This window comes from Streptomyces griseorubiginosus (genome assembly GCF_017614965.1).
In the GTDB taxonomy this organism is placed as follows: Bacteria; Actinomycetota; Actinomycetes; order Streptomycetales; family Streptomycetaceae; genus Streptomyces; species Streptomyces griseorubiginosus_B.
This window is the reverse complement of record NZ_WVUG01000114.1, coordinates 1-25,960: the sequence shown is the minus strand read 5'-3', so window position 1 is coordinate 25,960 and position 25,960 is coordinate 1. Positions and strand designations below refer to the sequence as shown.

Genomic DNA, 25,960 nt, shown 5'->3' with positions numbered 1-25,960 from the left:
GCCTGGGTCTGCTCGGGCGGGGCCGGCTTGGGGCGCGACTGATCGGCCGACTTGTCGACGGGGGCCGACTGGGCGTGCTCGACCGGCCCGGCGCTGTCGTTCGTCGGCTGCGATGTGCTCGGCGCGGGCTTGGCCGCGGCTGCCGAGGCGGACTCGGGCTTGGCGGCGGTCAGGTGCTGGGCCTCGTCTGGCAAGAGGACTCCTCGTGCGCGATCCGGGTCCCCCGGTCAGGCTCCGGAGGACCCATGGTAGCGATCCTGTGTCTCAGGATCGCCTGCAGACCGATGTGAGGGCGGTCTACCCGGGTAACAGGGACGGCTGTCTCCGGATTCCACGAAGAGGCGAGGGCCGTGCCGATGTCTGTCGGCCACCGCCCCCGTAAGGCGCGAAAAGGCCGCCCCGGCGGTTCTGGGGCGGCCTTTTCGTACTGTGACTGTGCTCAGACCACGAGCAGTGCTTCCAGGGGGGCGCCCTGCAGGGCCGGTTCCAAGCGGGAGCGGCCGTTGAGGAAGGCGAGTTCCATCAGGACCGCGAGGCCCGCCACCTCGGCGCCCGTCCTGCGGATCAGTTGGATCGAGGCCTCCGCCGTGCCGCCCGTCGCGAGGACGTCGTCGACGATGAGGATCCGGTCCCCGGCCGTCAGGTCCTCAGCGTGGACCTCGATCTCCGCCGAGCCGTACTCCAGGTCGTACGCCTGGCTGAGGGTCGCTCCGGGGAGCTTGCCCGCCTTGCGTACGGGGATGAAGCCGAGGCCGGCCCGGACGGCCACCGGGGCACCGAGGATGAAGCCGCGCGCCTCGAGGCCGACGACCTTCGTGGCGCCGGTGGTCGCGGCGATGCCGGCCAGCGCGTCGGTCAGCGCCGTGAACGCCGCCGCGTCCGCCAGGAGCGGGGTGATGTCCTTGAACATCACGCCCGGCGTCGGGTAGTCCGCGACGTCACGGATACGGCTGAGCAGCAGCTCCTCGACGTCGGTCATCGGCGCTTCCCCGAGGGTCGGCCACGGCCCCGGTTACGGGACGCGGGCTGGTTGCGCGGGCCGACGACCGCGGGAGCGGCGTCCTCGGGCTCGTCGCCGTAGGTGTCCGCAGTCTCGGGCCGGGCCTGCGGGCCCTCCGCGGCGGCCTGGGCCCGCTTGGCGAGGACGCGCTTGCGCAGGGCCTTCATCTGCGGCTCGCGCTCCTTGAGGTCGGCGACGAGCGGCGTGGCGATGAAGATCGAGGAGTACGCGCCGGCCGCGAGGCCGACGAACAGCGACAGCGAGATGTCGTTGAGCGTACCGGCGCCGAGGAAACCGCCACCGATGAACAGCAGGGCCGCGACCGGCAGCAGCGCCACCGCCGTGGTGTTGATGGAGCGCATCAACGTGCCGTTGATCGAGCGGTTGGCGACGTCGCTGTAGGTCCAGCGGGTCTGCTTGGTGATGTCCTTCGTCTGCTCCTTGAGGCTGTCGAAGACGACGACGGTGTCGTAGAGCGAGTAACCGAGGATCGTCAGCAGACCGATCACCGTGCCCGGCGTGACCTCGAAACCGACGAGGGCGTAGATGCCGGTGGTGATCGTGATGTCGTGGATCAGGGCGACGAGCGCCGCCAGGGCCATCCGCCACTCGAACGCGATGGCCAGGTAGATCACGACCAGCACCATGAAGATCGCCAGGCCCTGCCAGGCCTTGTCGGCGATCTGCTGGCCCCAGCTGGGACCGACCAGGTCGGCGGCGATCTTCTCGGTGCCGACGTTCAGGTCCTTGGCCAGCGCGTCCTTGATCTGGTCGGACTTGTTGGTGTCGATGCCGGCGATCTGGATGCGCAGGGTTCCGTCACCGAGCTTCTGTACGACCGCGGGGTGTCCGGAGGCGTCCTGGGCGTACGTCTCCGCCTGGGTGACCGAGACGTTGGTGTTCTTCGGGGTGGTGAAGACGGCGCCGCCCTGGAACTCGATGCCCATGTTCAGGCCCCGCACCGTGAGCCCCAGGATGGCCGTGATGGTGATCAGGATGGAGACGCCGTACCAGATCTTGCGGTTGCCGACGAAGTCGTAGCCGACTTCGCCGCGGTGGAGTCGGGCGCCGAGGCTGCCGAGTTTCGACATCTCAGGCCTCCTTCGGGTCGACGGGGCCGGCGGGACGGGTACGGCGGGTGCTGCGCAGCGGCGGCTTGGCGCCCAGCGCCTTGGGGTCGAGGCCGGACCACTTGTGGCCGTTCGCGAAGAACTTCCGGCGGGCCAGGAGCGTCATGAGCGGCTTGGTGAACAGGAAGACGACGACCACGTCGAGCACGGTGGTCAGACCGAGGGTGAAGGCGAAGCCCTGGACCTTGCCGACGGTGACGATGAACAGCACCGCGGCGGCGAGGAACGACACGAAGTCGGAGACCAGGATGGTGCGCCGGGCGCGCGGCCAGGCCCGCTCGACGGCGGGGCGCAGCGAGCGGCCCTCGCGGATCTCGTCCCGGATGCGTTCGAAGAACACGATGAACGAGTCCGCGGTGATACCGATCGCGACGATCGCACCGCAGACGGCGGGCAGGTTGAGCGCGAAGCCGATCGTCGGGCCGAGCAGCGCCATGATCACGTAGGTGAGGATCGCCGAGACCATCAGCGAGGGGATCGCGATGACCGACAGGCCGCGGTAGAAGACCAGCAGGTAGATCACGACCAGCGCGAGGCCGATCGCACCGGCGAGGAGACCGGCGTGCAGCTGCTCGCCGCCCAGGGCCGCGGTCACCGTGGTGACGCTGTCCTCCTTGAAGGTCAGCGGCAGGGCGCCGTACGACAGCATGTTGGCGAGGCTCTGCGCCTCCTCCTGGGTGAAGCTGCCGGTGATCTCCGCGTTGCCGCCGGTCAGTGCTTCCGAGACGCGCGGGTCGGAGACGACGTTGCCGTCGAGGACGATCGCGAACTGGTTCTGCGGGGACTGGTTCTTGGCCAGCTGACCGGTGATGTCGCCGAACTTCTTGGCGCCCTTGGAGGTGAACTCCATGGTGACGGTCCAGCCGGCGGCGGACTGGGTGTTGAAGACGGCCGAGGCCTTCTTGACGTCCGTGCCGTCAACTGCGGCCGGGCCGAGGACGTACTTCTGCCACTGACCGGCGCCGTTCTTGCCGCAGGCGACGGTGGGGTCGGTGGCCTTGACACCCTGGCCGGCGGTCGCCCTGACCGACTTCTTCGTGCAGTCGAGGGCGGTGTACTGCGCCTGAAGCTTGGCCGCGGCGGCACTGGCGGCGGAGGAGCCGCTCGCCGACGGGGAGGGGCTGGAGGACGCCTTCGCGCTGGAGGAGGCGGTGGCGCTGGGAGTCGAGTCGGCCTTCAGCGCGTCGGTCACCGCGCGGCCCTGCGAGGTGGCGGTGGCCGAAGGCGTCGCGGAGGACGACGACTTGCCCGTGGCCTTCTGCGAGGCCTTGTCCGTCGGCTTGCCCGAGGCGCTGGGCGTGGGGCTGGTCGTCGCGGAGCCGCCGGAGATCTCGGTGGCGAGGACCGGACGGAAGTACAGCTTGGCGGTGGTGCCGACCTGCTGACGCGCTTCCTTGGAGTTCGTTCCCTTGGGGATGTTGACGATGATGTTTCGGTCGCCCTGGGTCTGAACCTCGGCCTCCGAGACACCAAGACCATTGACGCGGCGGTTCATGATGTCGACCGCGGTGTCCATGTTGGCCTTGTTGATCGCGGATTCCTGGCCCTTCTCCGGGACCGCCCGGAGCGTGATGCTCGTGCCACCGGCCAGGTCGATGCCGAGACGCGGAGTGGTGTGCCCGGAGGCGAACATCCCTCCGGTGAGCGCCACGATGGCGATCAGGATGAGGGCCAGCGAGCGCCCTGGCTTGCTCTGGGCGCTCGCGCTCCGGCCCTTTTTAGGTGCTGCCACCTTCTCGTACTCCCTCTCGGGCCGCCCCGCGCCCGGTCGGCGTGGTGGCGGCCATGACATGGTGTCGGGATCCCCGTGTGCGAGACGCACACGTCCCGGGGCGCGGGAGGTCGGCCACGCGCCCTCAGGACGTGGCTACTTCGACTCGGAGTCGCCGTCGGTCTTCTTCGGCTCCTCGTCCGGCTTCGCCTCGGCGGCGACGGGCTCGTCGGCCGGTTCCTCGGGCGCGTCCTTCTTGCCGAGGTCGACGGACTTGTCGTCGGAGGCGGCGGCAGCTTCGTCGGCGGAGTCGTCGGTCTCGGTGAGGGAGGAGGCGTCGTCCGGGACGACGTCGGAGTCGGACTTGAGGTCGTGCTCGATGCCGTGCACGATGCGGTTGTACTCGTCGTCGCTGAGCACGGAACCGATGGCGTTCTTCGCGAAGAGGAGCTCGACCCCGGGACCGGCGTCGAGGAGGACCGTGTCCTCGTTGACCTCCTTGACCGTCGCGTACATCCCCCCGATCGTGCGGACGCCGCTGCCGGGCTGCATCTCGTTGCGCATGTTCGCGGCCTGCTGCTGCTTGCGCTTGGCCGAGCGGGTCATGAGGAACATGGCCCCGATGAGCACGATGAACGGGAGGAGCATGGTGATATTCACGGGACGGAATTCCTTCGCACGACCGCGGCGGACGGCGGCCTGATGGATGGGGGTATGTATACCGCCGACAAAGGCGGCATCGGCGGAGTCTAAGCGAGTCCGCGCGCATGGAACAACGCTCAGCATGGCACCTGGGTTCCTGACCCGGCCAATGCCCGCGCCGTCACAATGGCATCACGTCCCGAACAGGTCCTGTTGTCCGTTTCCCGCAGTAGCCGAGCGCGGTGGCGTGAGGCCGAGATGCGCCCATGCGGCGGGAGTGGCGACCCGTCCGCGGGGCGTGCGGGCGAGCAGTCCCTCCCGTACGAGGAAGGGCTCGGCCACCTCCTCCACGGTCTCGCGCTCCTCCCCCACCGCGACGGCGAGGGTCGACAGGCCGACCGGGCCGCCGCCGAAGAGCTTGAGCAGAGCCTGCAGCACACCGCGGTCGAGGCGGTCGAGGCCGCGGGCGTCGACCTCGTACACCGCGAGGGCCGCGGCCGCGATGTCCCGGGTGATGATCCCGTCGGCCTTGACCTGGGCGTAGTCCCGCACGCGGCGCAGCAGGCGGTTGGCGATACGGGGCGTGCCGCGGGAACGGCCGGCGATCTCGGCGGCGCCGTCGGCCTGGATCTCCACGTCGAGGAGGTTCGCCGAGCGGTGGATGACCCGCTCCAGCTCGGCGGGCTCGTAGAACTCCATGTGCGCGGTGAAGCCGAAGCGGTCGCGCAGCGGGGGCGGCAACAGGCCCGCGCGTGTGGTGGCGCCGACCAGGGTGAAGGGGGGCAGGTCGAGGGGGATGGCAGTGGCGCCGGGCCCCTTGCCGACGATGACGTCGACGCGGAAGTCCTCCATCGCCATGTACAGCATCTCCTCGGCGGGCCGGGACATGCGGTGGATCTCGTCGAGGAAGAGGACCTCGCCCTCCTGGAGGGAGGACAGGATCGCGGCCAGGTCGCCGGCGTGCTGGATGGCGGGGCCGGAGGTGATGCGGATCGGGGCGCCCATCTCGGCCGCGATGATCATCGAGAGGGTGGTCTTGCCGAGGCCGGGGGCGCCGGAGAGCAGCACGTGGTCGGCGGTGGCGCCGCGCGCGCGGGCGGCGCGCAGGACCAGGTCGAGCTGTTCACGGACCTTCTCCTGGCCGATGAACTCGCCCAGGTCCTTGGGGCGCAGGGCGGCCTCGACGGCCTGGTCCTCACGGTCGGCGACAGAACCGACCAGCCGCTCGGGAGCGGGAGTGTCGGTCGGGTCGTCCCAGTTCACTGAGGTCTCCTAGCAGGGGTGGCGCAGATGGTCAGCGGGCGCGGTTGAGGGTCTGCAGGGCGGCCTTCAGCAACTGGCCGACCTGTGGGCTGCCTCCGGCCGCCTCCGCCTGCGGGGTCACGGCGGCCACCGCCTCGTCGGCCTCCCGGGTGGCGTACCCGAGGCCGATGAGGGCGGCGTGCAACTGGTCGCGCCAGCCCTGGCTGACCGGAGCGCCGATCGCGGGGGCGCCGATGGGCTCGCCGAGCCGGTCCTTGAGCTCCAGCAGCAGCTTCTGGGCGCCCTTCTTGCCGATGCCGGGGACGGCGATCAGTGCCTTCTCGTCCCCGGTGGCGACCGCCCTGCGCAGGGCGTCCGGGCTGTGCACCGCCAGCATCGCCTGGGCCAGGCGCGGGCCGACGCCGCTCGCCGTCTGCAGCAGCTCGAAGACCTGACGCTCGTCGTCGTCCACGAAGCCGTACAGGGTGAGCGAGTCCTCCCGTACGACCAGGGAGGTGGCGAGCTTGGTCTGCTGGCCCATGCGCAGTCCGGACAGGGTGTTGGGCGTGCACTGGACGGCGATGCCGATCCCGCCGACCTCCACCACCGCGGAGTCGGGGGCGAGGGCGGCGACCGGGCCGCTGACGAAGGCGATCATGCGGGGCGGCCTTTCGTTGCTTTGGCTGCGTGCAGGGCGACGGCCTGCTGGAGGCGGTTGTGGGCGGGGGCGCGCCAGATGTGGCAGATGGCGAGCGCGAGGGCGTCCGCCGCGTCGGCCGGTTTCGGGGGTGCGTCGAGCCGGAGCAGCCGCGTCACCATGGCGCCGACCTGGGCCTTGTCGGCGCGTCCGGTGCCGGTGACGGCGGCCTTGACCTCGCTCGGCGTGTGCAGGGCGACGGGGATGCCACGGCGGGCGGCGCAGAGCATGGCGACGGCGCTGGCCTGGGCGGTGCCCATCACGGTGCGGACGTTGTGCTGGCTGAACACCCGCTCCACGGCGACGTATTCGGGCCGGTGTTCGTCCAGCCAGGCCTCGATGCCCTGCTCGATCGCGACGAGGCGGTGCCCCAGGTCGGCGTCCACGGGCGTGCGGACGACACCGACGCCGACCATGGTGAGCGGCCGGCCCGCGATCCCCTCGACGACGCCGACACCGCACCGGGTCAGCCCGGGGTCCACCCCCAGTACGCGCACCGCGCCCTCCCCTCGATCCCTTTCGATCGCCTGTTTGTGCAGGCTATCGGGTGCCACCGACAACGGCCGACATGGCGACGGGCCGACGGGGCGTGTCCCGTCGGCCCGTTGAGCCGTTGCGTCCGCTCAGCTCGCGGCGGCGTTACGCGTCGACCTTCTCCATGACCTCGTCGCTGACGTCGAAGTTGGCGAAGACGTTCTGCACGTCGTCGCTGTCCTCGAGCGCGTCGATCAGCTTGAAGATCTTCTTGGCACCCTCCTCGTCCAGCTCGACCTGCATGGTCGGGACGAAGTTGGCCTCGGCGGAGTCGTAGTCGATCCCGGCGTCCTGGAGGGCGGTGCGGACCGCGACCAGGTCGGTGGCCTCGCTGAGCACCTCGAAGGACTCGCCCAGGTCGTTGACCTCCTCGGCGCCCGCGTCCAGGACGGCGGCGAGGACGTCGTCCTCGGTCAGCTCGCCCTTGGGGACGATCACGACGCCCTTGCGGTTGAACAGGTACGACACCGAGCCCGGGTCGGCCATGGAGCCGCCGTTGCGGGTCATGGCGACGCGGACGTCGGAGGCGGCGCGGTTGCGGTTGTCGGTGAGGCACTCGATGAGCACCGCGACGCCGTTCGGGCCGTAGCCCTCGTACATGATCGTCTCGTAGTCGGCGCCACCGGCCTCGAGGCCGCCGCCGCGCTTGATCGCCGAGTCGATGTTCTTGTTCGGGACCGACTGCTTCTTGGCCTTCTGGACGGCGTCGTACAGCGTCGGGTTGCCGTCGAGGTCGACGCCGCCCATGCGCGCCGCGACCTCGATGTTCTTGATCAGCTTCGCGAAGAGCTTGCCGCGCTTGGCGTCGATCACGGCCTTCTTGTGCTTCGTCGTGGCCCATTTAGAGTGGCCGGACATCTGCCTGTCTCCTTCGCGTAACCCATCTCTGCAACGAACGCCAGGAATCCTACTAGGACTCCGTCGCCCGGTTCGCGTGCACCATGTCGACGAACAGGCGGTGCACCCGGTGGTCGCCGGTCAGTTCCGGGTGGAACGACGTGGCGAGCGCGTTGCCCTGACGGACCGCGACGATGTGGCCGTCGTGCTCGGCGAGCACCTCGGTCTCGGCGCCGACGGACTCCACCCAGGGGGCGCGGATGAACACGCCCTCTACAGGATCGCCCTCGACGCCCCGGACGTCGACCGCCGCCTCGAAGGACTCGTTCTGCCGTCCGAAGGCGTTGCGGCGCACGATCATGTCGATGCCGCCGACGGTCTCCTGGCCCGAGCGCGGGTCGAGGATCTTGTCGGCGAGCATGATCATGCCCGCGCAGGTGCCGTAGACGGGCATTCCGGCCCGCACGCGCGCGCGGAGGGGTTCCATCACGCCGAAGAGGACGGCCAGCTTGGAGATGGTGGTGGACTCGCCGCCCGGGATGACGAGGCCGTCCACCTCGGCGAGTTCCTCGGGGCGCCTGACCGGCCTGGCCACGGCGTCTGCCGCGGCCAGGGCGACGAGGTGCTCCCGTACGTCGCCCTGGAGGGCCAGGACGCCTATGACAGGGGCTTCAGTGCTCATGGGGGTGCTTACCAGCCGCGGTTGGCGTAGCGCTCGGTCTCGGGGAGGGTGTCGCAGTTGATGCCGACCATGGCCTCGCCGAGGTTGCGGGACGCGTCCGCGATGATCTTCGGGTCGTCGTAGAAGGTGGTCGCCTTGACGATGGCGGCGGCGCGCTTGGCCGGGTCGCCGGACTTGAAGATGCCGGAGCCGACGAAGACGCCCTCGGCACCGAGCTGGCGCATCAGCGCGGCGTCGGCGGGGGTGGCCACACCACCGGCGGAGAACAGCACCACCGGGAGCTTGCCGAGCTCGGCGACCTCCTTGACCAGCTCGTAGGGGGCGCGCAGCTCCTTGGCGGCGGCGTACAGCTCGTTGTTGTCGCAGCCGCGCAGCTTGGCGATCTCGCCCTTGATCTGGCGCAGGTGGCGGACGGCCTCGACGACGTTGCCGGTGCCGGCCTCGCCCTTGGAGCGGATCATGGCCGCGCCCTCGGCGATACGGCGCAGGGCCTCGCCCAGGTTGGTGGCGCCGCAGACGAACGGGGTCGTGAAGGCCCACTTGTCGGAGTGGTTGACCTCGTCGGCCGGGGTGAGGACCTCGGACTCGTCGATGTAGTCGACGCCGAGGGACTGCAGGACCTGGGCCTCGACGAAGTGGCCGATGCGGGACTTGGCCATGACCGGGATCGAGACGGCCTCGATGATGCCCTCGATCATGTCCGGGTCGGACATACGGGCCACGCCGCCGTCCTTGCGGATGTCGGCCGGGACGCGCTCCAGGGCCATGACTGCGACGGCGCCCGCGTCCTCGGCGATCTTCGCCTGCTCCGGGGTGACGACGTCCATGATCACGCCGCCCTTGAGCTGCTCGGCCATGCCGCGCTTCACGCGCGCGGTGCCGGTCTCGGGGGCCTGGTTTTCGGAGAGCGAGCTGGACACGGATGACCTCACTGAAGTGAAAGAGGGTTGCTGCAATCACCGAGGAAACGGGATTGGGCCAGTCCACAGCAAGGGCCAATGGGAAGCCGGTGGATCCTTTTGCGGCGGGAAGCGGCTATGCCGCCCGGTCGGCGAGGGCCGGCGGCGGTTCGTCGTCCATCTCGAAGGCCATCGGGAAGGGGGCGTGACCGGCCAGCCGGAACCAGCGGACCTTGCGGTGCTCGCGCAGTCGGCGGGCCGCGCCGACCGCGTCGTTGTGGAAGCGCCTGGCCATCGGGACCCGGCGGACGGCCTCGGTGAGTTCGTGGGTGGCCGCGTCGCCGCCGGGGGCCTCGCGGACAGCGTCGACCTGGGCAGGCTCGCCGAAAACCGCCCGCAGCGCCTGGCTGAGCTCGCTCTCGGCGACCTCCCGCTGCTCCTCCTCGGCCTGCCGGGCCGCGTGCGCGGCCTCGTACAGGACGATCGACGCGGCGGGGTCCAGCACGCCGGAGGTGGCCAGCTCCTGGGTCACGGACGCCCTGCGCAGCAGCTGCGCGTCGAGGGCGGCCCGGGCGGCGTCGATCCGGGAGTGCAGCCGGTCCAGACGGCCGGCCGTCCAGCTCAGGTACAGCCCGATCGCGAACAGGACGGCAAGAATCCAGATCAGGGTTACGGTCACGGCCGCACACGTTACCGCCGACCGCACCCGCGCCCGACGGCCGCCTCACGACAACGCCGCCCCCGCGAGAAGCGCCCGACGTGCCCTTGGGCCAGGGCCCCTAGTCCCGTGCCAACCCGAACCGTGCCCGCAGTCCCGGGCCCCGGTCGTCGTCCGCCGCCGCCACGGCCGCCGCGCCCGCCGTCACCGTCTCGTAGACCGAGAGGATGTCCGCGCCGACCGTCGACCAGTCGAAGCGGCGTACGTGGGCGCTGCCGCGTTCGCGCAGTTCGGCGAGGCGGTCCGGGTTCTGCAGGAGCCGTACCGCCGCCTCCGCCAGGGCCTCGGGGTCCTCGTTGGTGAAGAGTTCGCCCGCCGCGCCCTGGTCGAGCACCTGGGCGAAGGCGTCCAGGTCGGCGGCGAGGACGGGGGCGCCCGCCGACATCGCCTCGACCAGGATGATTCCGAAGCTCTCGCCGCCGGTGTTGGGGGCGACGTACAGGTCGATGCTGCGCAGGAAGCGGGCCTTGTCCTCGTCGCTGATCATGCCGAGGAACTCCACCTGCGAGCGGAACTCGGCGGGCAGCAGCTCCAGCGCCTCCTCCTCGTCCCCGCGCCCGGCGACCAGCAGCCGCGTCCGCGGGCGGGCCGCGAGGATGTCCGGGAACGCCTTCATCAGCACCGGCAGGCCCTTGCGCGGCTCGTCGATGCGCCCGATGAAGCCGATCGTGTCGCCCTGCCACTCGGGCCTGGGTTGGGCCTTGGCGAAGAAGTCGACGTCGACGCCGTTGGGGATGACCACGGCGTCGCCGCCGAGGTGCTCGACGAGGGTGCGGCGCGCGTACTCGCTGACGGCGATCCGCGCGCTGATCTTCTCCAGGGCCGCCTGAAGGATCGCGTACGCGGCGATCATCGCCTTGGAGCGCGGGTTGGAGGTGTGGAAGGTGGCGACCATCGGCCCCTGCGCCGCCCAGCAGGTCAGCAGCCCGAGCGAGGGTGAGGTCGGCTCGTGGACGTGGACCACGTCGAACGCGCCGTCGTGCAGCCAGCGCCGCACCCGCGCGGCGCTGAGGAAGCCGAAGTTCAGCCGGGCGACCGAGCCGTTGTACGGCACCGGGACCGCGCGGCCGGCCGAGACGACGTACGGCGGCAGGGGTGTGTCGTCGTCGGCCGGGGCCAGGACGGAGACCTCGTGGCCCAGGCGGATGAAGTACTCGGCGAGGTCGCGGATGTGGAACTGGACGCCACCCGGTACGTCCCAGGAGTACGGGCAGACGATGCCGATCCTCACGACGTGCCCTTCTCGGGAGCCGGAGTTTCCCTCACAGAATTCCTCTCAGAATTCTTCGCGGGATTCTTCGTGGGGTCGAGGTCCTTGAGCCACAAGCGCTGCAGCATGTGCCAGTCCTCCGGATGGTCGGCGATCCCCGTGGCGAAGGCGTCGGCCAGCGCCTGTGCCATGACAGACGTCTTTTCGGCCCGGCTGCCTGACTCGGGGACCTCGATCGGGGGATGGACCCGGCCCTGCATGACGGGCGAGTCGTCGTACCAGAGCGTGACCGGCAGGAGCAGCGCTCCGGTCTGCTGGGCGAGCAGCGCGGGTCCGGCCGGGATCCGGGTGGCCTCGCCGAAGAACCGGACCTCGACGCCGGAGGAGGACAGGTCGCGCTCGGCGACCAGGCAGACCAGGCCGCCGTCGCGCAGCCGCCGGGCCAGGGTGCCGAAGGCGGTGCCGCCGCTGTGCGGGAGGACCTCCATGCCGAGGCCCTCGCGGTAGGCCACGAAGCGGTCGTACAGCGTCTCGGGCTTGAGGCGCTCGGCGACCGTGGTGAACGGCGTCTGCAGCTTGGTGGTGACCCAGGCGCCGGCGAGGTCCCAGTTGGCCATGTGGGGCAGCGCGAGAATGACGCCCCGGCCGGCGGCGAGGCCGTCGGTCAGATGGTGCAGGTCCTTGGGGTCGAAGCCGCTCTTGATGCGCTCCTTGCTCCACGCGGGCAGCCGGAAGGACTCCATCCAGTAACGCAGGTACGAGCGCATGCCCGCGCGCGAGAGCTCGGCGAGGCGCTCGGGGCTCGCGTCGGGCACCACGCGCGCGTAGTTGCTCTCCAGCCGCAGCACGCCCTTGCCGCGCCGTTTCCAGGCAAGGTCCGCGATCGTGCGGCCCAGGCGTACGGCGACCGGCTCGGGGAGGTTCTTGACCGTGCTCCAGCCGAGCCCGTAGAGGCCGTCCGTCAGGCGGTCCCGGGCACTCACTTGGCCGCCCCGCTCTCCTGCTCCGCCGTGGCCTCGGCCTCGGCCTCCGCCGACTCACGGCGGACGGTGACCACCCGCTGGACCAGGGTGACCAGGCTGCCGACGGCGACGATCCACAGGGCCACGGGCAGCAGGTACTGGATGCCGGGCACGCCGAACTTGTGCAGACCCGCGAAACCGGCCGCGACCAGCGAGATCACCAGGCGCTCGGCGCGCTCGACGAGCCCGTTGACGGCGACCGGCAGGCCGATCGACTCGCCGCGCGCCTTGGTGTACGACACCACCTGCCCGCTGGCCAGGCAGAAGATGGAGACCGCGCACAGCACGTTGTCGTCGCCGCTGCCCGCGTACCACAGGGCGAAGCCGCCGAAGATCGCGCCGTCGGCGACGCGGTCGAGGGTGGAGTCCAGGAACGCGCCCCAGCGGCTGGAACGGCCCAGCTGGCGGGCCATGTTGCCGTCGACCAGGTCGGAGAACACGAAGAGCGTGATCACGACCGTGCCCCAGAAGAACTCGCCCATGGGGTAGAAGACCAGCGCACCCGCGACCACGCCGGCGGTGCCGAGGAGCGTGACGGCGTCGGGGCTGACGCCCCGCCGGATGAGAAACGCGGCGAACGGTGTGAGGACACGCGTGAAGAATGCACGCGCGTACTTGTTCAGCATGGCCTTCCCGAGGGTCGGTGTGGCCGGCTCGGCCCCTGCTGGCCACCGGCGCGCCCATCGTAGCCACGCGCGCGTGTGTGCGACGGCCGGGCACCCGGACCCCCCTTGTGTCATGGGCCGAAGGCATACGGGTCACGGCGCGATCGCGTCCTTCGTATGGACGCACCGTGACGGGAGTGGAAAGCTCGAAGGACCGCGGGCGTCATCGGAGCCGCCACCGCACGCGGCCCGGCATGCCCGCGCCCACAGTGACCTCACCGTGCACGGGAGGCAAGGCCATGGGCGACAAGGCGAACGCACACCCCGGGGCCGCCGGCAGGGCTACGGCGGCCGACCATCCCGCGTCCGTACGGAATGTGGTGCTGGTCGGCCACTCCGGATCGGGCAAGACGACATTGGTGGAAGCCCTCGCGCTGACCGCGGGGGCGGTGAACCGGGCGGGCCGTGTGGAGGACGGCGGCACCGTCTCGGACTACGACGAGATCGAGCACCGGCAGAACCGTTCGGTGCAGCTCTCCCTGGTGCCGGTCGAATGGGACGGCATCAAGGTCAATCTTCTCGACACCCCCGGATACGCCGACTTCGTCGGTGAACTCAGGGCCGGTCTGCGCGCTGCGGACGCGGCCCTTTTCGTGGTCTCCGCCTCCGACGGCGTGGACGGCTCCACGCGCATGGTGTGGGAGGAGTGCGCGGCCGTCGGGATGCCCCGGGCGATCGTGATCACGCATCTGGAGGCGGCCCGGGCGGACTTCGAGGAGATGACGCGGGTCTGCGCGGAGGCCTTCGGCGGGGACGACCCCGACGCCGTGCTGCCGCTGTACACCCCGCTGCACGGCCCGCAGGGGCCCGACGGGCACGCGCCCGTGACGGGGCTGGTCGGACTGCTGTCGCAGAAGCTGTTCGACTACTCCACCGGCGAGCGCAAGGAGTCGGAGCCGGGCGAGGACCAGCTGCCGGAGATCGAGGAGGCACGCAACCGGCTGATCGAGGGGATCATCTCGGAGAGCGAGGACGAGACCCTCATGGACCGCTATCTGGGCGGCGAGCACATCGACTTCAAGACGCTCGTCGAGGACCTGGAGCGGGCCGTCGCGCGCGGGGTCTTCTTCCCCGTCCTCGCCGCCGCCCCCGCGGCCGAGGGCGCCAGGCAGGGCCTCGGCACGGTCGAGCTGCTGGAGCTGATCACGGGCGGCTTCCCGACGCCGTTCGAGCACCCCACGCCGGGGGTGACCACCATCGACGGCAAGCCGCGGGAGATCAAGGCCTGCGACACACAGGGTCCGCTGGTCGCCGAGGTCGTCAAGACCGCGTCCGACCCCTATGTCGGCCGGGTCTCCCTGGTCCGCGTCTTCTCCGGCACCCTGCGCCCCGACGAGACGGTGCACGTCTCCGGGCACGGGCTGGCCGACCGCGGCCACGAGGACCACGACGTCGACGAGCGCATCGGCGCCCTGTCCACGCCCTTCGGCAAGCAGCAGCGGCCGGTGACCCACGCCATCGCCGGCGACCTGGTGTGCGTGGCGAAGCTGAGCCGTGCGGAGACCGGGGACACGCTCTCGGCCAAGGACGACCCGCTGCTGATGGAGCCGTGGGAGATGCCCGATCCGCTGCTGCCGCTCGCCATCCAGGCGCACAGCAAAGCGGACGAGGACAAGCTCTCGCAGGGCCTGGCCCGGCTGGTCGCCGAGGACCCGACGATGCGGCTCGAACAGAACCAGGACACCCACCAGGTGGTGCTGTGGTGCCTGGGCGAGGCGCACGCGGACGTGGCCCTGGAGCGGCTGCGCAGCCGCTACGGCGTCCAGGTCGACGTCGTACCGCACCGGGTGTCCCTGCGGGAGACCTTCGCCGGCAGGTCGGCGGGACGCGGGCGGCATGTGAAGCAGTCCGGTGGTCACGGGCAGTACGCCATCTGCGAGATCGAGGTGGAGCCGCTGCCGAACGGTTCGGGCGTCGAGTTCGTGGACAAGGTGGTCGGCGGGGCGGTGCCGCGGCAGTTCATCCCGTCGGTCGAGAAGGGGGTGCGGGCCCAGGCCGCCAAGGGAGTCGCGGCGGGGTATCCGCTGATCGACGTCCGGGTGACGCTGCTCGACGGCAAGGCACACTCCGTGGACTCCTCGGACGCGGCCTTCCAGACGGCCGGCGCGCTCGCTCTGCGGGAGGCGGCGGCGGACGCGAAGATCCACCTCCTGGAGCCGGTCGCGGAGGTGACGGTCCTGGTCGGCGACGACTACGTGGGCGCCGTCATGAGCGACCTGTCCGGGCGGCGGGGCCGGGTGCTGGGCACGGAGCAGACCAGCGGCGGACGCACACTGATCCGGGCCGAGGTGCCCGAGATCGAGATCGGGCGGTACGCCGTCGACCTGCGCTCCCTCTCGCACGGCACCGCGCGCTTCAACCGCTCCTACGCACGGCACGAACCAATGCCCCCACAGATCGCGGAAAGGATTCGCGAAGAGACCCGCGACGCGTCGTAGTTGACGCCGGCCGAGCCGAACTCCCGTACTGCGGCGCACAAGTGGCGTACGACGGCACACGGACGGCTTGCGGCAGCGCACGACCGGCTTTCGCGGAATGCTCCCCTCCGGTGTCGGCGGGCGGCTTCGGCCGTCCGCCGACGAATGTCGGTGCCTGCGGATACGCTGGTGGCAAGCTGATCAAGTGGTCGCGGGATCAGGCGATCACCGTGATGACCTGATCAACAGGTGTGCGGGGCAAGGAAGTCGGGAAGAGCCGCAGAAGCGACGTCGAGCGGCGATGGGGGGCGGGAATGAGCGAAGTGGGCGGCTGGGGAGACATGTTCGGGCCGCAGGTACCGCGCACGGGCTCGGACCAGAAGGCGACCTTCGCGCTGGCCTCGGCGGCGTACCGGGACGACGAGGTCGTCAAGATCCTCGAGACGAACAACGAGTGGCACGAGTCGACCGTCAAGCCCCCCCGCAGGTGGGCGACGATCTTCCGGCCGAACCTCGGCGAGGCCTTCTCCCAGGCCGTGGTGTCCCGCATGCTGGGGGCCGGCCGCAAGCCGGTGGTCCAGTCCTTCGGTATCGAGCCGCAGAGCGTCGTCGAGCACTGCATGGCGGCGAACAACGTCCGCAGGCAGCGCGACCGGCAGCTGACCGGCGTGGCCCTGCTGTGCGGTGTCCTCTTCCTGCCGGGCCTGCTGATCTGGCTGCTGGTCTTCCAGATACGGACCGTGATCGCCCGGCGCGAGGACAAGCGGGCCGGCGTGATGGCCACGACCCTGCTGGTGGCCGTGGGCGCGCTCGCCGTGCTCTTCCTGATCCGTATGCCGTTCACCGGCTTCTGGGCCTGGTACGCGCGGCTGGCGATCATCGCCCCGGTCGTCGGCTGGTTCCTGGCCAAGCAGATCTGCGAGCGCACGGCCAAGGAACTGCGCGCCCACTGGGACAGCCTGCTGTCCGGCAGCACGGTCGGCGCCAAGGTCCCCGAGTCGGTGCCCAGCAGCCCCGGTGACACCCGTGCCGAGCGACTGCGGCAGGCCTTCGGCGAGCTGCGGGACGAGCAGCGGTCCAACGTGGTCTTCTACGCCGGCCCCAAGGGCATCCTCGGCATGGGCACCCGCTGGGGCCACTGGCACCTCGCCGAGGACCTGGTGCCCAACCCCGTGGAGCAGGCGCCGAAGGTGGGCTCGCTCAGCGCGGACCTGTCCAAGCACCTGGTGCCCGAGCCGGAGATCAGCCGGTTCCAGAGCTTCGACGTCGTGACGGCCATCCAGCGCGCCCTCGAGCGGCTCGACACGGGCCCGCTGACCACGGGCGGCTTCCCGAAGCCGAAGGTCGCCCACTGGATCGTGTCGCACATCGGCGCGGGCGCGAAGGAGCTCTCCCGCCCCAGCGGCACCACGGCGCACCAGGTGAACCTGGAGGAGATACGCAAGATCTGCAACTCCCAGCAGTACGACCAGGGTGACCGGCACTACCTGGGCGTCCAGTGGACGCTCTGGGACGGCAACCTGGTGATCACGATGATGATCACGGTGACCGTGCTGCACAAGACGCTGCGCATCGAGCTGACGGGGCACGCGCTGGGGCCGGTGCACGGGCTGTTCACGACCAAGCCGGCGGCCAAGGAGAAGGAGGTCGCCAAGCAGGTCAAGTTCTGGGAGACCCGGAAGGTGACGCTTCCGCTGGTCGACAGCGACGAGGTGGTCCGGCTCACCGCCCGGGCGCCGCTGACCTGGTATCCGCCGCTGCTCAACTGGCTCGGCGGCTCCCTCGTACTGCCGGAGCCCTTCGGACTGCGTCACGCGTGGGCCGCGCAGCCCTGGGGAAACCGCTTCATGACCGACGACGTGCTGCGGACCGCCACGCCCGTGATGCGGGTGGTGCACGAGGCGACCATCGAGTTCCTCAAGGGGCACAACGTGGACACCGAGAAGTTCGACGGGCGGTCCTCCGTGCTCAGCGGGGCGGTCCAGGACCCGACGCCGAAGAAGGACGACGTCTATGACGCGTAGACCTCGGTTCGCGGCCTAGGAGGGCCAGGCCTCCGCCAGCATCTTCCGCGTGTCCGCCAGCAGTTGCGGCAGCACCCGCGTGTGGCCCACCACCGGCATGAAGTTCGTGTCGCCGCCCCAGCGGGGGACGATGTGCTGGTGGAGGTGGGCCGCGATGCCGGCGCCGGCGACCGTGCCCTGGTTCATGCCGATGTTGAAGCCGTGGGCGCCGGAGGCCGTGCGCAGGGCCGTCATGGCCTGCTTGGTGAGGGCGGCCAGCTCGGTCGTCTCCGCGTCCGTGAGATCCGTGTAGTCGGCGACGTGGCGGTAGGGGACGACCATGAGGTGGCCGCCGTTGTAGGGGTAGAGGTTGAGCACGGCGTAGACCTGTTCGCCACGCCGGACGACCAGGCCGTCCTCGTCCGACTTGGCCGGGATCGAGCAGAAGGGGCAGCCGTCGTCGGCGCCCGGGCCGGTCGGCTTGTTCTCGCCCTGGATGTAGGCCATCCGGTGGGGCGTCCACAGACGCTGGAAGGCGTCCTGCGTCCCCACTCCCAACTGCTGCTCCGGCTCACTCGTCATGCAGTGCAGCATATGGCGTCGCCCGTTCGCGGCGTGTCGGCGGGGTTCCGGGAAAAGCCCGCCGGGTCAAGCTGGGGCGGTGGACGATGACACTCGCATGGCCCGTTGGGAGCAAGCCACCGAGCTTCCGCTCGCGTTCGCGTCGCTGGCCTTCCTCGCCTCGTACGCGGTCCGCGTCCTGGCGCCCGGTCTGAAGGACGCCCTGCAGGATTTCGCCCTCGCGCTGCTGCTGGCCTCCTGGGTGTTGTTCGCCGTCAACTACGCGGTGGTCTGGCGGCTGAGCGGGCAGGGGCTGAGCTTCGTGCGGAAACACCCGCTGGACGCGGTGGTGGTGATCCTTCCACTGCTGCGCCCGCTGCGGGTCGTGAAGGTCTACGAGGCCGTGCAGCGGCGGCACGGCAAGCCGCGGCTCGCGCTGCACGCGCGCGTGATCGCGTACTCCGGGATCGCGACCGTATTGCTCGGCTTCGCCGGCGCCCTCGCCGTGTACCAGCAGGAACGCGGAGCGCCGGGCGCGTCCATGAAGTCGTTCGGGGACGCCGTCTGGTGGGCCTGCGCGACCCTGACGACGGTCGGTTACGGCGACATCGTCCCGGTGACGCCGCTGGGCCGCGTGATCGCGGTGGGGATGATGGTCATCGGCCTGGCCCTGCTGGGCGCGGTGACCGGCACCTTCGCCTCCTGGCTGCTGCAGGTCTTCGCCCGGGAGGACGACGAGAGGCCCCCGGGAAGCTGACTCCCGAGGGCCCCGCGTCACGGCCGGGTCAGACCTGCGCCCGCTCCTCCACGACCTTCACGATCTTCGCGATGGCCTCGTCGAACGGGATGCCGTTCTCCTGCGAGCCGTCGCGGTAGCGGAAGGACACCGAGCCGCCCGCCATGTCCTCGTCGCCCGCGATGACCATGAAGGGCACCTTCTGCTTCTGGGCGTTGCGGATCTTCTTCTGCATACGGTCGGAGGAGGAGTCCACCTCGACCCGCAGACCCTTCTTCTTGGCCTCGGCGGCGAACCTCTCCAGGTACTCCACGTGCGCGTCCCCGATCGGGATGCCGACCGCCTGGACCGGGGCCAGCCACGCCGGGAAGGCGCCCGCGTAGTGCTCGAGGAGCACCGCGAAGAACCGCTCGATGGAGCCGAAGAGCGCGCGATGGATCATGACCGGGCGCTGCTTGGAGCCGTCGGGGCCGGTGTACTCCAGGTCGAAGCGCTCGGGCAGGTTGAAGTCGAGCTGGATCGTCGACATCTGCCAGGTGCGGCCGATGGCGTCCTTGGTCTGCACGGAGATCTTCGGGCCGTAGAAGGCGGCGCCGCCCGGGTCCGGGACCAGGGGCAGACCCTGCTTCTCGGCGACCTGGCGCAGCGTCTCGGTGGCCTCCTCCCAGACCTCGTCGGAGCCGACGAACTTCTCCGGGTCCTTCGTCGACAGCTCGAGGTAGAAGTCGGTCAGGCCGTAGTCGCGCAGCAGGCCGAGGACGAAGGTGAGCGTCTTGTCGAGCTCCTCCGACATCTGCTCACGGGTGCAGTAGATGTGCGCGTCGTCCTGCGTGAAGCCACGCGCGCGCGTGAGGCCGTGCACGACGCCCGACTTCTCGTACCGGTACACGGTCCCGAACTCGAAGAGACGCAGCGGCAGTTCGCGGTAGGAGCGGCCGCGCGCGTCGAAGATCAGGTTGTGCATCGGGCAGTTCATGGGCTTGAGGTAGTAGTCCACGCCCTCGTCGAGCTGCATGGGCGGGTACATGCCGTCGGCGTACCAGTCCAGGTGCCCGGAGGTCTCGAAGAGCTTCCCCTTCGTCGCGTGCGGGGTGTAGACGAACTCGTAGCCCTCTTCCTCGTGCCGGCGGCGCGAGTAGTCCTCCATCACCCGGCGGACGATGCCGCCCTTGGGGTGGAAGACCGCCAGGCCGGAGCCGATCTGCTCCGGGATGGAGAACAGGTCGAGCTCGGAGCCCAGCTTGCGGTGGTCGCGCTTCTCGGCCTCGGCGAGGAAGTCGAGGTACGCCTTCAGCTCGTCCTTGGACGGCCAGGCGGTGCCGTAGATGCGCTGGAGCATGGGGTTCTTCTCGCTGCCGCGCCAGTAGGCGGCCGCGTTGCGCATCAGCTTGAACGCCGGGATCAGGCGGGTGGAGGGCAGGTGCGGGCCTCGGCAGAGGTCCTTCCAGCACAGCTCGCCGGTCTTGGCGTCCAGGTTGTCGTAGATCGTCAGCTCGCCGGCGCCGACCTCGACGTCCGCGCCGTCGTCGTGCGACGCCGAGCCCTTGAGGCCGATCAGCTCCAGCTTGTACGGCTCCGACGCCAGCTCCTCACGGGCAGCCTCGTCGGTCACCACACGGCGGGAGAACTTCTGCCCCCGCCTCTGGATCTCCTGCATCTTCTTCTCGATGGCCTTGAGATCCTCGGGCGTGAACGGCTTCTCCACGTCGAAGTCGTAGTAGAAGCCGTCCTTGACCGGCGGGCCGATGCCCAGTTTGGCCTCGGGGAAGATCTCCTGCACGGCCTGCGCCATCACATGCGCGGTGGAGTGGCGCAGGATGTTCAGGCCGTCCTCGGAGGAGATCTCGACGCCCTCGACGGTCTCGCCGTCGCGCGGCTCGTACGCGAGGTCCTTGAGTTCGCCGCCCACGCGCGCGGCGATGATCGAGCGCTCGCCGGCGAAGAGCTCGGCGGCCGTAGTGCCCGTCGTCACCACGCGCTCTTCCCGCTCGGAATCGCGTTGGATGATCACACGGACGTCTGACACCGGTCTCTCCTGACTGAAGGTGGGTGCGGCGCCATACCAGGAGCGCGCGCAATAGGGGATCGTACCGACCCCGACCCACCGACCGCGAAACGGTCACCGACAGCAGCGCTCAGTCGCAGTCGTCGCCGCTGCACGCCTCCTCGAAGAAGTCCAGGTTCTCCTGCAGGGACTTCATCAGCCGGTCCCGCTCAGCTTCGTCCACCTGCACCGGTACGACCCCGCCGGCGCCGGTCAGCCGCCGGAAGCCGCCCCGGCTCTCCAGCCTGCCGTGCACCCGGACCGGCAGTCCGACGAGGTGGGCGTGCCCGGCGATGCGGTAGTCCTCCTCGTCCAGGGTGATCCGGACGTGCGGTATCTCGGCCCCGGCGAGCACCCGCAGCCGTACGCTGCCCTCACCGCGCGGTCCCGACCTGCGCATCCGCACCACCGTGCCGGTGATCCGGACGGGCACGGACGGCTCCTCGCGCAGGAAGCGGGCGCCGGCCTCGCGCAGCACGGGCAGGTCTCCCGGCGAGAACTCGACGGGCTCGACACCCGCCACGCAGTCCTCGGGCACCCCTGCGGCGGGCGCCCACTCGACGGCGACCCGGGCGCCCTCGGTGCCGCGTACGAGGGTGATCAGCGCCTCGGTGAGCTCGCGGCTGACGCCCGCCTCCACGGCCCCGTCGAAGGCGTCCATACCGCCGGTGGCCCGCTGGTAGTCGATGGCCTCGCGGGCGGCGTACAGGGACTGGTGGAGCCGTACGGCGAGCGGCCGTCCGGTGCCGACGGGGACGAAGGCGGTGAGCCGCCCGTCGCCGGCCGCGGGACCGACGAGGACGCTCTCCAGCTGCGCGGCGGCGGCACGGCGGTGCCGTACGCCGTAGTAGCCCGCACGCGCGCGCGTGGCGAGCGCGGCGGCGAGCAGCATCTGGCGGGCGGCGGAGCGCAACTGCTCCTCGACCGCCCAGGGCGCGGAGTCGGCGGGGCCGGTGGGCACGTCCCGCCACCAGCGGATCTCGTCGCTGGGCACGGCGAGGCCGACGAGCACCTCGCGCGCGGAGGGCGTGCCGGAGCGGGTCAGCGCGACGAGCGCCTCGCCGAGGAGGTCGTCGCTGTCGGGGAAGGCGCGGCTCTCGGGCACGAGCAGGCTCGTGCCGCTGCCGCCGGGGCCCGGCGGGGTCCAGCGGCCGTAGCGCCCGGCGGCGCCGCCACGGCGTTGCCAGCCGTGCCGCCGCAGCAGGGCGCTCAGCACGGCCGGATCCACCTGGTCGGGCTCGGGGGGCCGGTGCCAGGCCGCGGCGGCGATGTCGTCGGGGTGCGGCCTCACCGGCCGGATTGGCTCCTCAAGGGGGCGGTGCGTCATGGTCTGCCTCCCGTCCCGACCCGCGTCATGATCTCGCACAGCGCTCGGTCGTCGAAGATGCGTGAGGTCGGTATGCGGACGGTGGTCCGTGTGCGGCCGGTGATGGGATGCCCGGCGAGGTTGACCCAGTAGCAGCAGTGCCTGAGGTCGAGCCGGTCGTGGCTGGCTCTGAGCCAGTCGTCCTGGGCGCGCGGGACGAGCATCACGACCAGGATCTTGTGCACCGACACCGGCGTGCGCGCGAGCTTGCGCAGATGGTCGTTGTCGAGCGTGAAGGAGAAGAAGCGGCCCGGTGGGTTGGGCGCGACCTGGTAGGTGCACTTCAGCTGCACCTTGATGGTCACCTCGTCGTCGACGGTGTGCCCGGGCGAGCCGTGACTGACGTGCCAGTCGATGCCGTTGTCCGGAAAGGGCTGCGACAGCGAGCAGCCGGCCGCCGCGGCGACGGCGTGCAGATAGCCCACCTGCAGTGTCTCCATGCAGGCGGTGGTGGCGAGTGTGCCGCGAAGGGGGCCCGTACGTTCGGGCAGCAGCCCGCCCCGTTCGGGCTGCGCTATCGCCATGACCAAACAGCCTTCCAAGCCAAGTGAATCCCCGCTGCGGGCCGCTGAACTGCAAAGACCCGTACTCCTGTTGTGTCCTTCCGGCGTAGTGCGCAAACAGCCCGGGTATCACCAAACAGGCAGAAGACGGGACGTCAGCTGCCGTGGGTGAACGAGGAGTTGTGTTGGCATGACGTGCTGGTACGAGGGGCCCCTGGCCGCCTTCGACACGGAGACCACGGGCGTTGACGTCGAGACCGACCGGATCGTGTCGGCCGCCGTCGTCGTCCAGGACGCCCCGGGCACCCGGCCCCGGGTGACCCGCTGGCTGGTCAACCCGGGTGTGCCGGTGCCGGAGGCGGCGACGGCGGTGCACGGGCTGACGGACGAACACCTGCAGCGCAACGGCCGCTGGCCGGCGCCGGTGATGTACGAGATAGCGGAGGAGCTGGCCGAACAGGCGGCGATGGCCCGCCCGTTGGTCGTGATGAACGCGCCCTTCGATCTCACGCTCCTGGACCGCGAGCTGCGCCGCCATCGCGCCTCGTCGCTGGACAGCTGGTTCGAGTCCGCCGCGCTGCGGGTCCTCGATCCCCGGGTCCTGGACAAGCATCTGGACCGCTACCGCAAGGGCCGCCGCACCCTGACCGACCTGTGCGCGCACTACGGCGTCTCTCTGGAGGGCGCGCACGACGCGGGCGCGGACGCACTGGCGGCCCTGGACCTCGTACGGGCGCTGGGCCGCCGTTTCGCCACCCGGCTGGAACGGCTCTCCCCGGCCGAGCTGCACACCCTGCAGACCCGCTGGCACGCGGCCCAGGCCCGCGGGCTGCAGGCATGGTTCGCGCGCAGCGGCACGGACGAAGTGGTGAGCACGGAATGGCCCCTGCGTCCGGAACTGCCAGCGGCGGCTTGACCCTTCCGGATACGCAGATCCGGATATGCAGATCCGGATACGCAGAAAGCCGGTCCGCGCTGGGCGGACCGGCCTGGGGGGTGTGGGTGGCGAAGCCCCCGCTTCGCGTGGCGAAGCCACGCACAACACGAAGAGAGCGACGTGGTCCGCGTTTTCCGCGGACACACGTCGCTCTCGCGAACGTGGGCGATACTGGGTTCGAACCAGTGACCTCTTCGGTGTGAACGAAGCGCTCTCCCACTGAGCTAATCGCCCGGGAACGCACTGAACCATACAGGTCTCCGCGGGATTCCTTCAAACCGCTTCCAGGTAGGCGAGCAGTCCCCGCCGCCCGGCGCGCATCATCAGCCGGTGGTTGGCGCGGAAGACGGGGCGCCCCGGGACGGCCAGCCACCTCAGCAGCGGCTTGCGGACGTCGACGTCCTGGTCGTACCGGGCGAGCGTGCCGCCGGGGGCCGCCGAGACCGTCCAGCGGGCCCAGCCGTCGAGGTCGCCGCTCATCGAGACCTCCAGCACGCCGGCCACCGGGTCGCGGCGCGTCTCGCGCGCGGTGAACCGCAGGTCGTACGGCAGCACGGACCGGACCACGACGACCCCGCTGCTGTCGTCGAGCCGGGTCACCTCGCGCACCTGGGGCCACCAGCGGGGGTACTCCTCGGCCCGCTCCAGCACCTCGTAGACGGTGGCAGGCGGAAGGGGCAGCGCCCAGAGGCTGCGGAAGCGGTAGTGCGTCCAGTCCATGCGGGGAGTGTGCCCGTACCCAGCGCTTTCTCCGCGCACCCGGTGTCGATCTGAGTACGTCCTGAGTACCCACACTCATGTCCTACGACGTGACGCGGACCACACTCCCTGCCATGACGCATGTTCCGCCCCCGGCCGAGGAGTTGCGGCTCCTCGACGCCGAGCTGTGGCGACTCGACGCCCGCCGCGCGCAGTTGCTGACGCGCAGAGCCTGGCTGCTCACGGCCCTCCAGTCACAGACGCCCACTGCCGCCCCGCCGGCCCGACCTCGCCGGGAGACCACCGCACCCCGGGTCCAGAACGTCCTGCTCCTCCTCGGGGGCGTCCTGCTGACCATCGCGGCAATGGTGTTCACCCTCGTCAGCTGGGGACACCTGGGCATCACGGGACGCGCGCTGGTCCTCGGCGTTCTCACCCTGGCCGTACTCGCAGCGCCGGTCGCCCTGCTGCGGCGCGGACTGCGGTCGACGGCGGAGTCGATGGCCGGCCTCGGACTGGCCCTGACGGCGCTGGACGCGTACGCGCTGCACGAGACGGTGTTCCCGGGTGCGGGCGGTGCCGCGTACGCGGCGTCCGCGACGGCGGCACTGGCGGCCCTGTGGACGGCGTACGGCTCCCTGCCCACCGCCTCCGACCTGCGTCTGCCGCTCCCGGCGGCGATGGCCGTGGCCCAACTCCCCTGGTTCCTGGCGGCGGTCGCGGTCTCCACGGACCCTTACGTCATCACGGCGGCCCTCCTGCTGACGGCCGCGTTCGACACGATTGTGGCGCTCCGCAGCACCGTGAAGGCCGTACGTCTCGTCGCCGTTCTCGGCGCCTACGGCACGGGCGCGTGGGGCGCACTGGCGGCCGGCCTGCTCTCCTTGGACGCAGCCGGCCCGAGCGCCGCCGCCCGTGCGGCGGCGCTCCTCACTCTGGCGGCGGCGATCGCGGTGGGGGCGGCGTGGTGGCGGGCGAAGAGCGGCACCGGGACGGTGTCCGTCGTGGGCAACACCCTCATCGGTGGGCTCTTCCTGGTCGCCGCGGCCGGCGGTGTGCTGCGCGTGGCGTTGCCCACGGGCTGGACGGTCCCGGGCTACCTCGTCTGCGGTGTGGCACTGCTGGCCGCGCTGCGCTCGGGTCTCCCCGAGCCGGTACGCCGGGGCCTGGTCCACGCCTCCGCCGCCGTACAGGCGATCGCCCTCGCGTGCGCGCTGCCCCTGATCGCGGTCGCTCTGCTGGGTCCGCTGGGCTGGGCGGACCGGCCCTGGTCCGGCGTGCCGTCGGACGCACGAGCCGCGGTCACCGTGCACACGCCGTGGCCGCCGCACCCCACCCAACTCCTGCTCGCGCCGCTGCTCGTCGCCGCCGTACTGGCCCTGCTGGTGCGCACCGAGTCCTGGCGGCCGGCGGCCCTGAACACGGCCGCGATCCTCGCCTGGGCGACGCTCATGACACTGCCCGCCGCCCTCCAACTCCCCTACGCCGTAGCCCTGTCGGCCCAGACCCTGACCATCGCGGCCGCGCTGGCGGCGGCCGTCTTCCCCTCGCGCACGACCTCGGCGTTCCTCCGCCCGGCCGTCCTCGCCCTCGTCCTCGCCGTCGGCACCTCCCTCTCCGCTGCCTTCCTCTCCCTCGCCTCCCAGCCCGCCACCCTGACGGTCCTCTCCCTCCTGACCGCCTTCTTCGCCACGGCCTCCCTGCG

The 25,960-nt window shown here is 70.8% G+C and carries 23 protein-coding genes, 1 tRNA gene and 2 pseudogenes; 5 read left to right on the top strand and 21 right to left on the bottom strand.

Annotated elements, in window-relative coordinates:
• The 15 genes and pseudogenes from GRC12_RS21855 to pgsA all read right to left on the bottom strand — a co-directional run.
• A partial coding sequence (locus GRC12_RS21855) for a hypothetical protein (RefSeq protein ID WP_208781066.1) occupies nucleotides 1–194 on the bottom strand: 194 nt, incomplete at its 3' end.
• Nucleotides 195–439: 245 nt separating this feature from the next.
• Entirely contained in the window at nucleotides 440–979 is a 540-nt protein-coding gene (locus GRC12_RS21850; RefSeq protein ID WP_208781065.1) for an adenine phosphoribosyltransferase, read from the bottom strand.
• Nucleotides 976–2,091, bottom strand: coding sequence for a protein translocase subunit SecF (gene secF, locus GRC12_RS21845; protein WP_208781064.1), 1,116 nt, complete (start codon nucleotides 2,089–2,091; stop codon nucleotides 976–978). Before secF ends, GRC12_RS21850 begins: the two co-directional genes overlap by 4 nt.
• A 1-nt stretch (nucleotide 2,092) precedes the next feature.
• Complete coding sequence (secD, locus tag GRC12_RS21840) at nucleotides 2,093–3,862, bottom strand: protein translocase subunit SecD (RefSeq protein WP_208781063.1); 1,770 nt, start codon at nucleotides 3,860–3,862, stop codon at nucleotides 2,093–2,095.
• A gap of 135 nt (nucleotides 3,863–3,997) precedes the next feature.
• The gene (yajC, locus tag GRC12_RS21835) at nucleotides 3,998–4,489 is read right to left on the bottom strand and encodes a preprotein translocase subunit YajC (RefSeq protein WP_244373546.1); all 492 of its coding nucleotides are present in this window, start codon (nucleotides 4,487–4,489) and stop codon (nucleotides 3,998–4,000) included.
• Nucleotides 4,490–4,675: 186 nt separating this feature from the next.
• Nucleotides 4,676–5,746: a Holliday junction branch migration DNA helicase RuvB gene (gene ruvB / locus GRC12_RS21830; RefSeq protein WP_208781062.1), complete on the bottom strand. Its 1,071-nt coding sequence runs from the start codon at nucleotides 5,744–5,746 to the stop codon at nucleotides 4,676–4,678.
• Nucleotides 5,747–5,777: 31 nt separating this feature from the next.
• Nucleotides 5,778–6,383 (bottom strand): Holliday junction branch migration protein RuvA, encoded by a 606-nt coding sequence (gene ruvA / locus GRC12_RS21825; protein WP_208781061.1) that lies wholly within the window; start codon nucleotides 6,381–6,383, stop codon nucleotides 5,778–5,780.
• Nucleotides 6,380–6,919 (bottom strand): crossover junction endodeoxyribonuclease RuvC, encoded by a 540-nt coding sequence (gene ruvC, locus GRC12_RS21820; RefSeq protein ID WP_208781060.1) that lies wholly within the window; start codon nucleotides 6,917–6,919, stop codon nucleotides 6,380–6,382. The genes ruvA and ruvC overlap by 4 nt, the downstream gene beginning before the upstream one ends.
• A 142-nt stretch (nucleotides 6,920–7,061) precedes the next feature.
• Nucleotides 7,062–7,814, bottom strand: a complete 753-nt coding sequence (locus GRC12_RS21815; protein ID WP_208781059.1) for a YebC/PmpR family DNA-binding transcriptional regulator — start codon at nucleotides 7,812–7,814, stop codon at nucleotides 7,062–7,064.
• 52 nt (nucleotides 7,815–7,866) lie between these two features.
• Entirely contained in the window at nucleotides 7,867–8,475 is a 609-nt protein-coding gene (pdxT, locus tag GRC12_RS21810) for a pyridoxal 5'-phosphate synthase glutaminase subunit PdxT (protein ID WP_208781058.1), read from the bottom strand.
• A gap of 8 nt (nucleotides 8,476–8,483) precedes the next feature.
• Nucleotides 8,484–9,395 (bottom strand): pyridoxal 5'-phosphate synthase lyase subunit PdxS, encoded by a 912-nt coding sequence (pdxS, locus tag GRC12_RS21805; protein WP_208781057.1) that lies wholly within the window; start codon nucleotides 9,393–9,395, stop codon nucleotides 8,484–8,486.
• A 115-nt stretch (nucleotides 9,396–9,510) separates the two neighbouring features.
• Entirely contained in the window at nucleotides 9,511–10,053 is a 543-nt protein-coding gene (locus GRC12_RS21800; RefSeq protein ID WP_208781056.1) for a hypothetical protein, read from the bottom strand.
• A gap of 100 nt (nucleotides 10,054–10,153) precedes the next feature.
• Nucleotides 10,154–11,323, bottom strand: coding sequence for a glycosyltransferase family 4 protein (locus GRC12_RS21795; RefSeq protein ID WP_208781055.1), 1,170 nt, complete (start codon nucleotides 11,321–11,323; stop codon nucleotides 10,154–10,156).
• The gene (locus GRC12_RS21790; protein WP_208781054.1) at nucleotides 11,320–12,285 is read right to left on the bottom strand and encodes a phosphatidylinositol mannoside acyltransferase; all 966 of its coding nucleotides are present in this window, start codon (nucleotides 12,283–12,285) and stop codon (nucleotides 11,320–11,322) included. The genes GRC12_RS21795 and GRC12_RS21790 overlap by 4 nt, the downstream gene beginning before the upstream one ends.
• Nucleotides 12,282–13,008, bottom strand: a pseudogene (gene pgsA / locus GRC12_RS21785) (phosphatidylinositol phosphate synthase). The gene GRC12_RS21790 and the pseudogene pgsA overlap by 4 nt, the downstream one beginning before the upstream one ends.
• A 220-nt stretch (nucleotides 13,009–13,228) precedes the next feature.
• Here pgsA and GRC12_RS21780 point away from each other — a divergent pair.
• Both GRC12_RS21780 and GRC12_RS21775 read left to right on the top strand, forming a co-directional pair.
• Nucleotides 13,229–15,427, top strand: coding sequence for an elongation factor G-like protein EF-G2 (locus GRC12_RS21780; protein ID WP_208781052.1), 2,199 nt, complete (start codon nucleotides 13,229–13,231; stop codon nucleotides 15,425–15,427).
• Between the two features lie 293 nt (nucleotides 15,428–15,720).
• On the top strand, nucleotides 15,721–17,430 hold the full coding sequence (locus GRC12_RS21775) for a hypothetical protein (RefSeq protein ID WP_208781051.1): 1,710 nt from the start codon (nucleotides 15,721–15,723) through the stop codon (nucleotides 17,428–17,430).
• A gap of 15 nt (nucleotides 17,431–17,445) precedes the next feature.
• On the opposite strand, the gene GRC12_RS21770 is transcribed toward GRC12_RS21775, so the two are convergent.
• A complete protein-coding gene (locus GRC12_RS21770; protein WP_208781050.1) occupies nucleotides 17,446–18,003 on the bottom strand; it encodes an HIT family protein in 558 nt (185 codons plus the stop codon).
• 67 nt (nucleotides 18,004–18,070) lie between these two features.
• Between GRC12_RS21770 and GRC12_RS21765 the strand changes: the two genes are divergently transcribed.
• On the top strand, nucleotides 18,071–18,727 hold the full coding sequence (locus GRC12_RS21765) for a potassium channel family protein (protein WP_308286599.1): 657 nt from the start codon (nucleotides 18,071–18,073) through the stop codon (nucleotides 18,725–18,727).
• A gap of 28 nt (nucleotides 18,728–18,755) precedes the next feature.
• On the opposite strand, the gene thrS is transcribed toward GRC12_RS21765, so the two are convergent.
• The 3 genes from thrS to GRC12_RS21750 all read right to left on the bottom strand — a co-directional run bounded on the left by thrS (nucleotide 18,756) and on the right by GRC12_RS21750 (nucleotide 22,640).
• Nucleotides 18,756–20,732: a threonine--tRNA ligase gene (gene thrS, locus GRC12_RS21760; protein WP_208781049.1), complete on the bottom strand. Its 1,977-nt coding sequence runs from the start codon at nucleotides 20,730–20,732 to the stop codon at nucleotides 18,756–18,758.
• A 109-nt stretch (nucleotides 20,733–20,841) separates the two neighbouring features.
• Entirely contained in the window at nucleotides 20,842–22,077 is a 1,236-nt protein-coding gene (locus tag GRC12_RS21755) for a hypothetical protein (protein WP_208781048.1), read from the bottom strand.
• A complete protein-coding gene (locus tag GRC12_RS21750) occupies nucleotides 22,074–22,640 on the bottom strand; it encodes a DUF4365 domain-containing protein (RefSeq protein ID WP_133044905.1) in 567 nt (188 codons plus the stop codon). Before GRC12_RS21750 ends, GRC12_RS21755 begins: the two co-directional genes overlap by 4 nt.
• A 169-nt stretch (nucleotides 22,641–22,809) precedes the next feature.
• On the opposite strand from GRC12_RS21750, the gene GRC12_RS21745 reads away from it, so the two are divergent.
• Complete coding sequence (locus tag GRC12_RS21745; RefSeq protein WP_208781047.1) at nucleotides 22,810–23,535, top strand: 3'-5' exonuclease; 726 nt, start codon at nucleotides 22,810–22,812, stop codon at nucleotides 23,533–23,535.
• Between the two features lie 183 nt (nucleotides 23,536–23,718).
• Here GRC12_RS21745 and GRC12_RS21740 read toward each other — a convergent pair.
• Both GRC12_RS21740 and GRC12_RS21735 read right to left on the bottom strand, forming a co-directional pair.
• A tRNA-Val gene (locus GRC12_RS21740) sits at nucleotides 23,719–23,790 on the bottom strand.
• 39 nt (nucleotides 23,791–23,829) lie between these two features.
• Nucleotides 23,830–24,276 (bottom strand): SRPBCC family protein, encoded by a 447-nt coding sequence (locus GRC12_RS21735; RefSeq protein WP_208781046.1) that lies wholly within the window; start codon nucleotides 24,274–24,276, stop codon nucleotides 23,830–23,832.
• Nucleotides 24,277–24,389: 113 nt separating this feature from the next.
• On the opposite strand from GRC12_RS21735, the pseudogene GRC12_RS21730 reads away from it, so the two are divergent.
• Nucleotides 24,390–25,960: pseudogene (locus GRC12_RS21730) on the top strand (SCO7613 C-terminal domain-containing membrane protein); the annotation flags it as partial.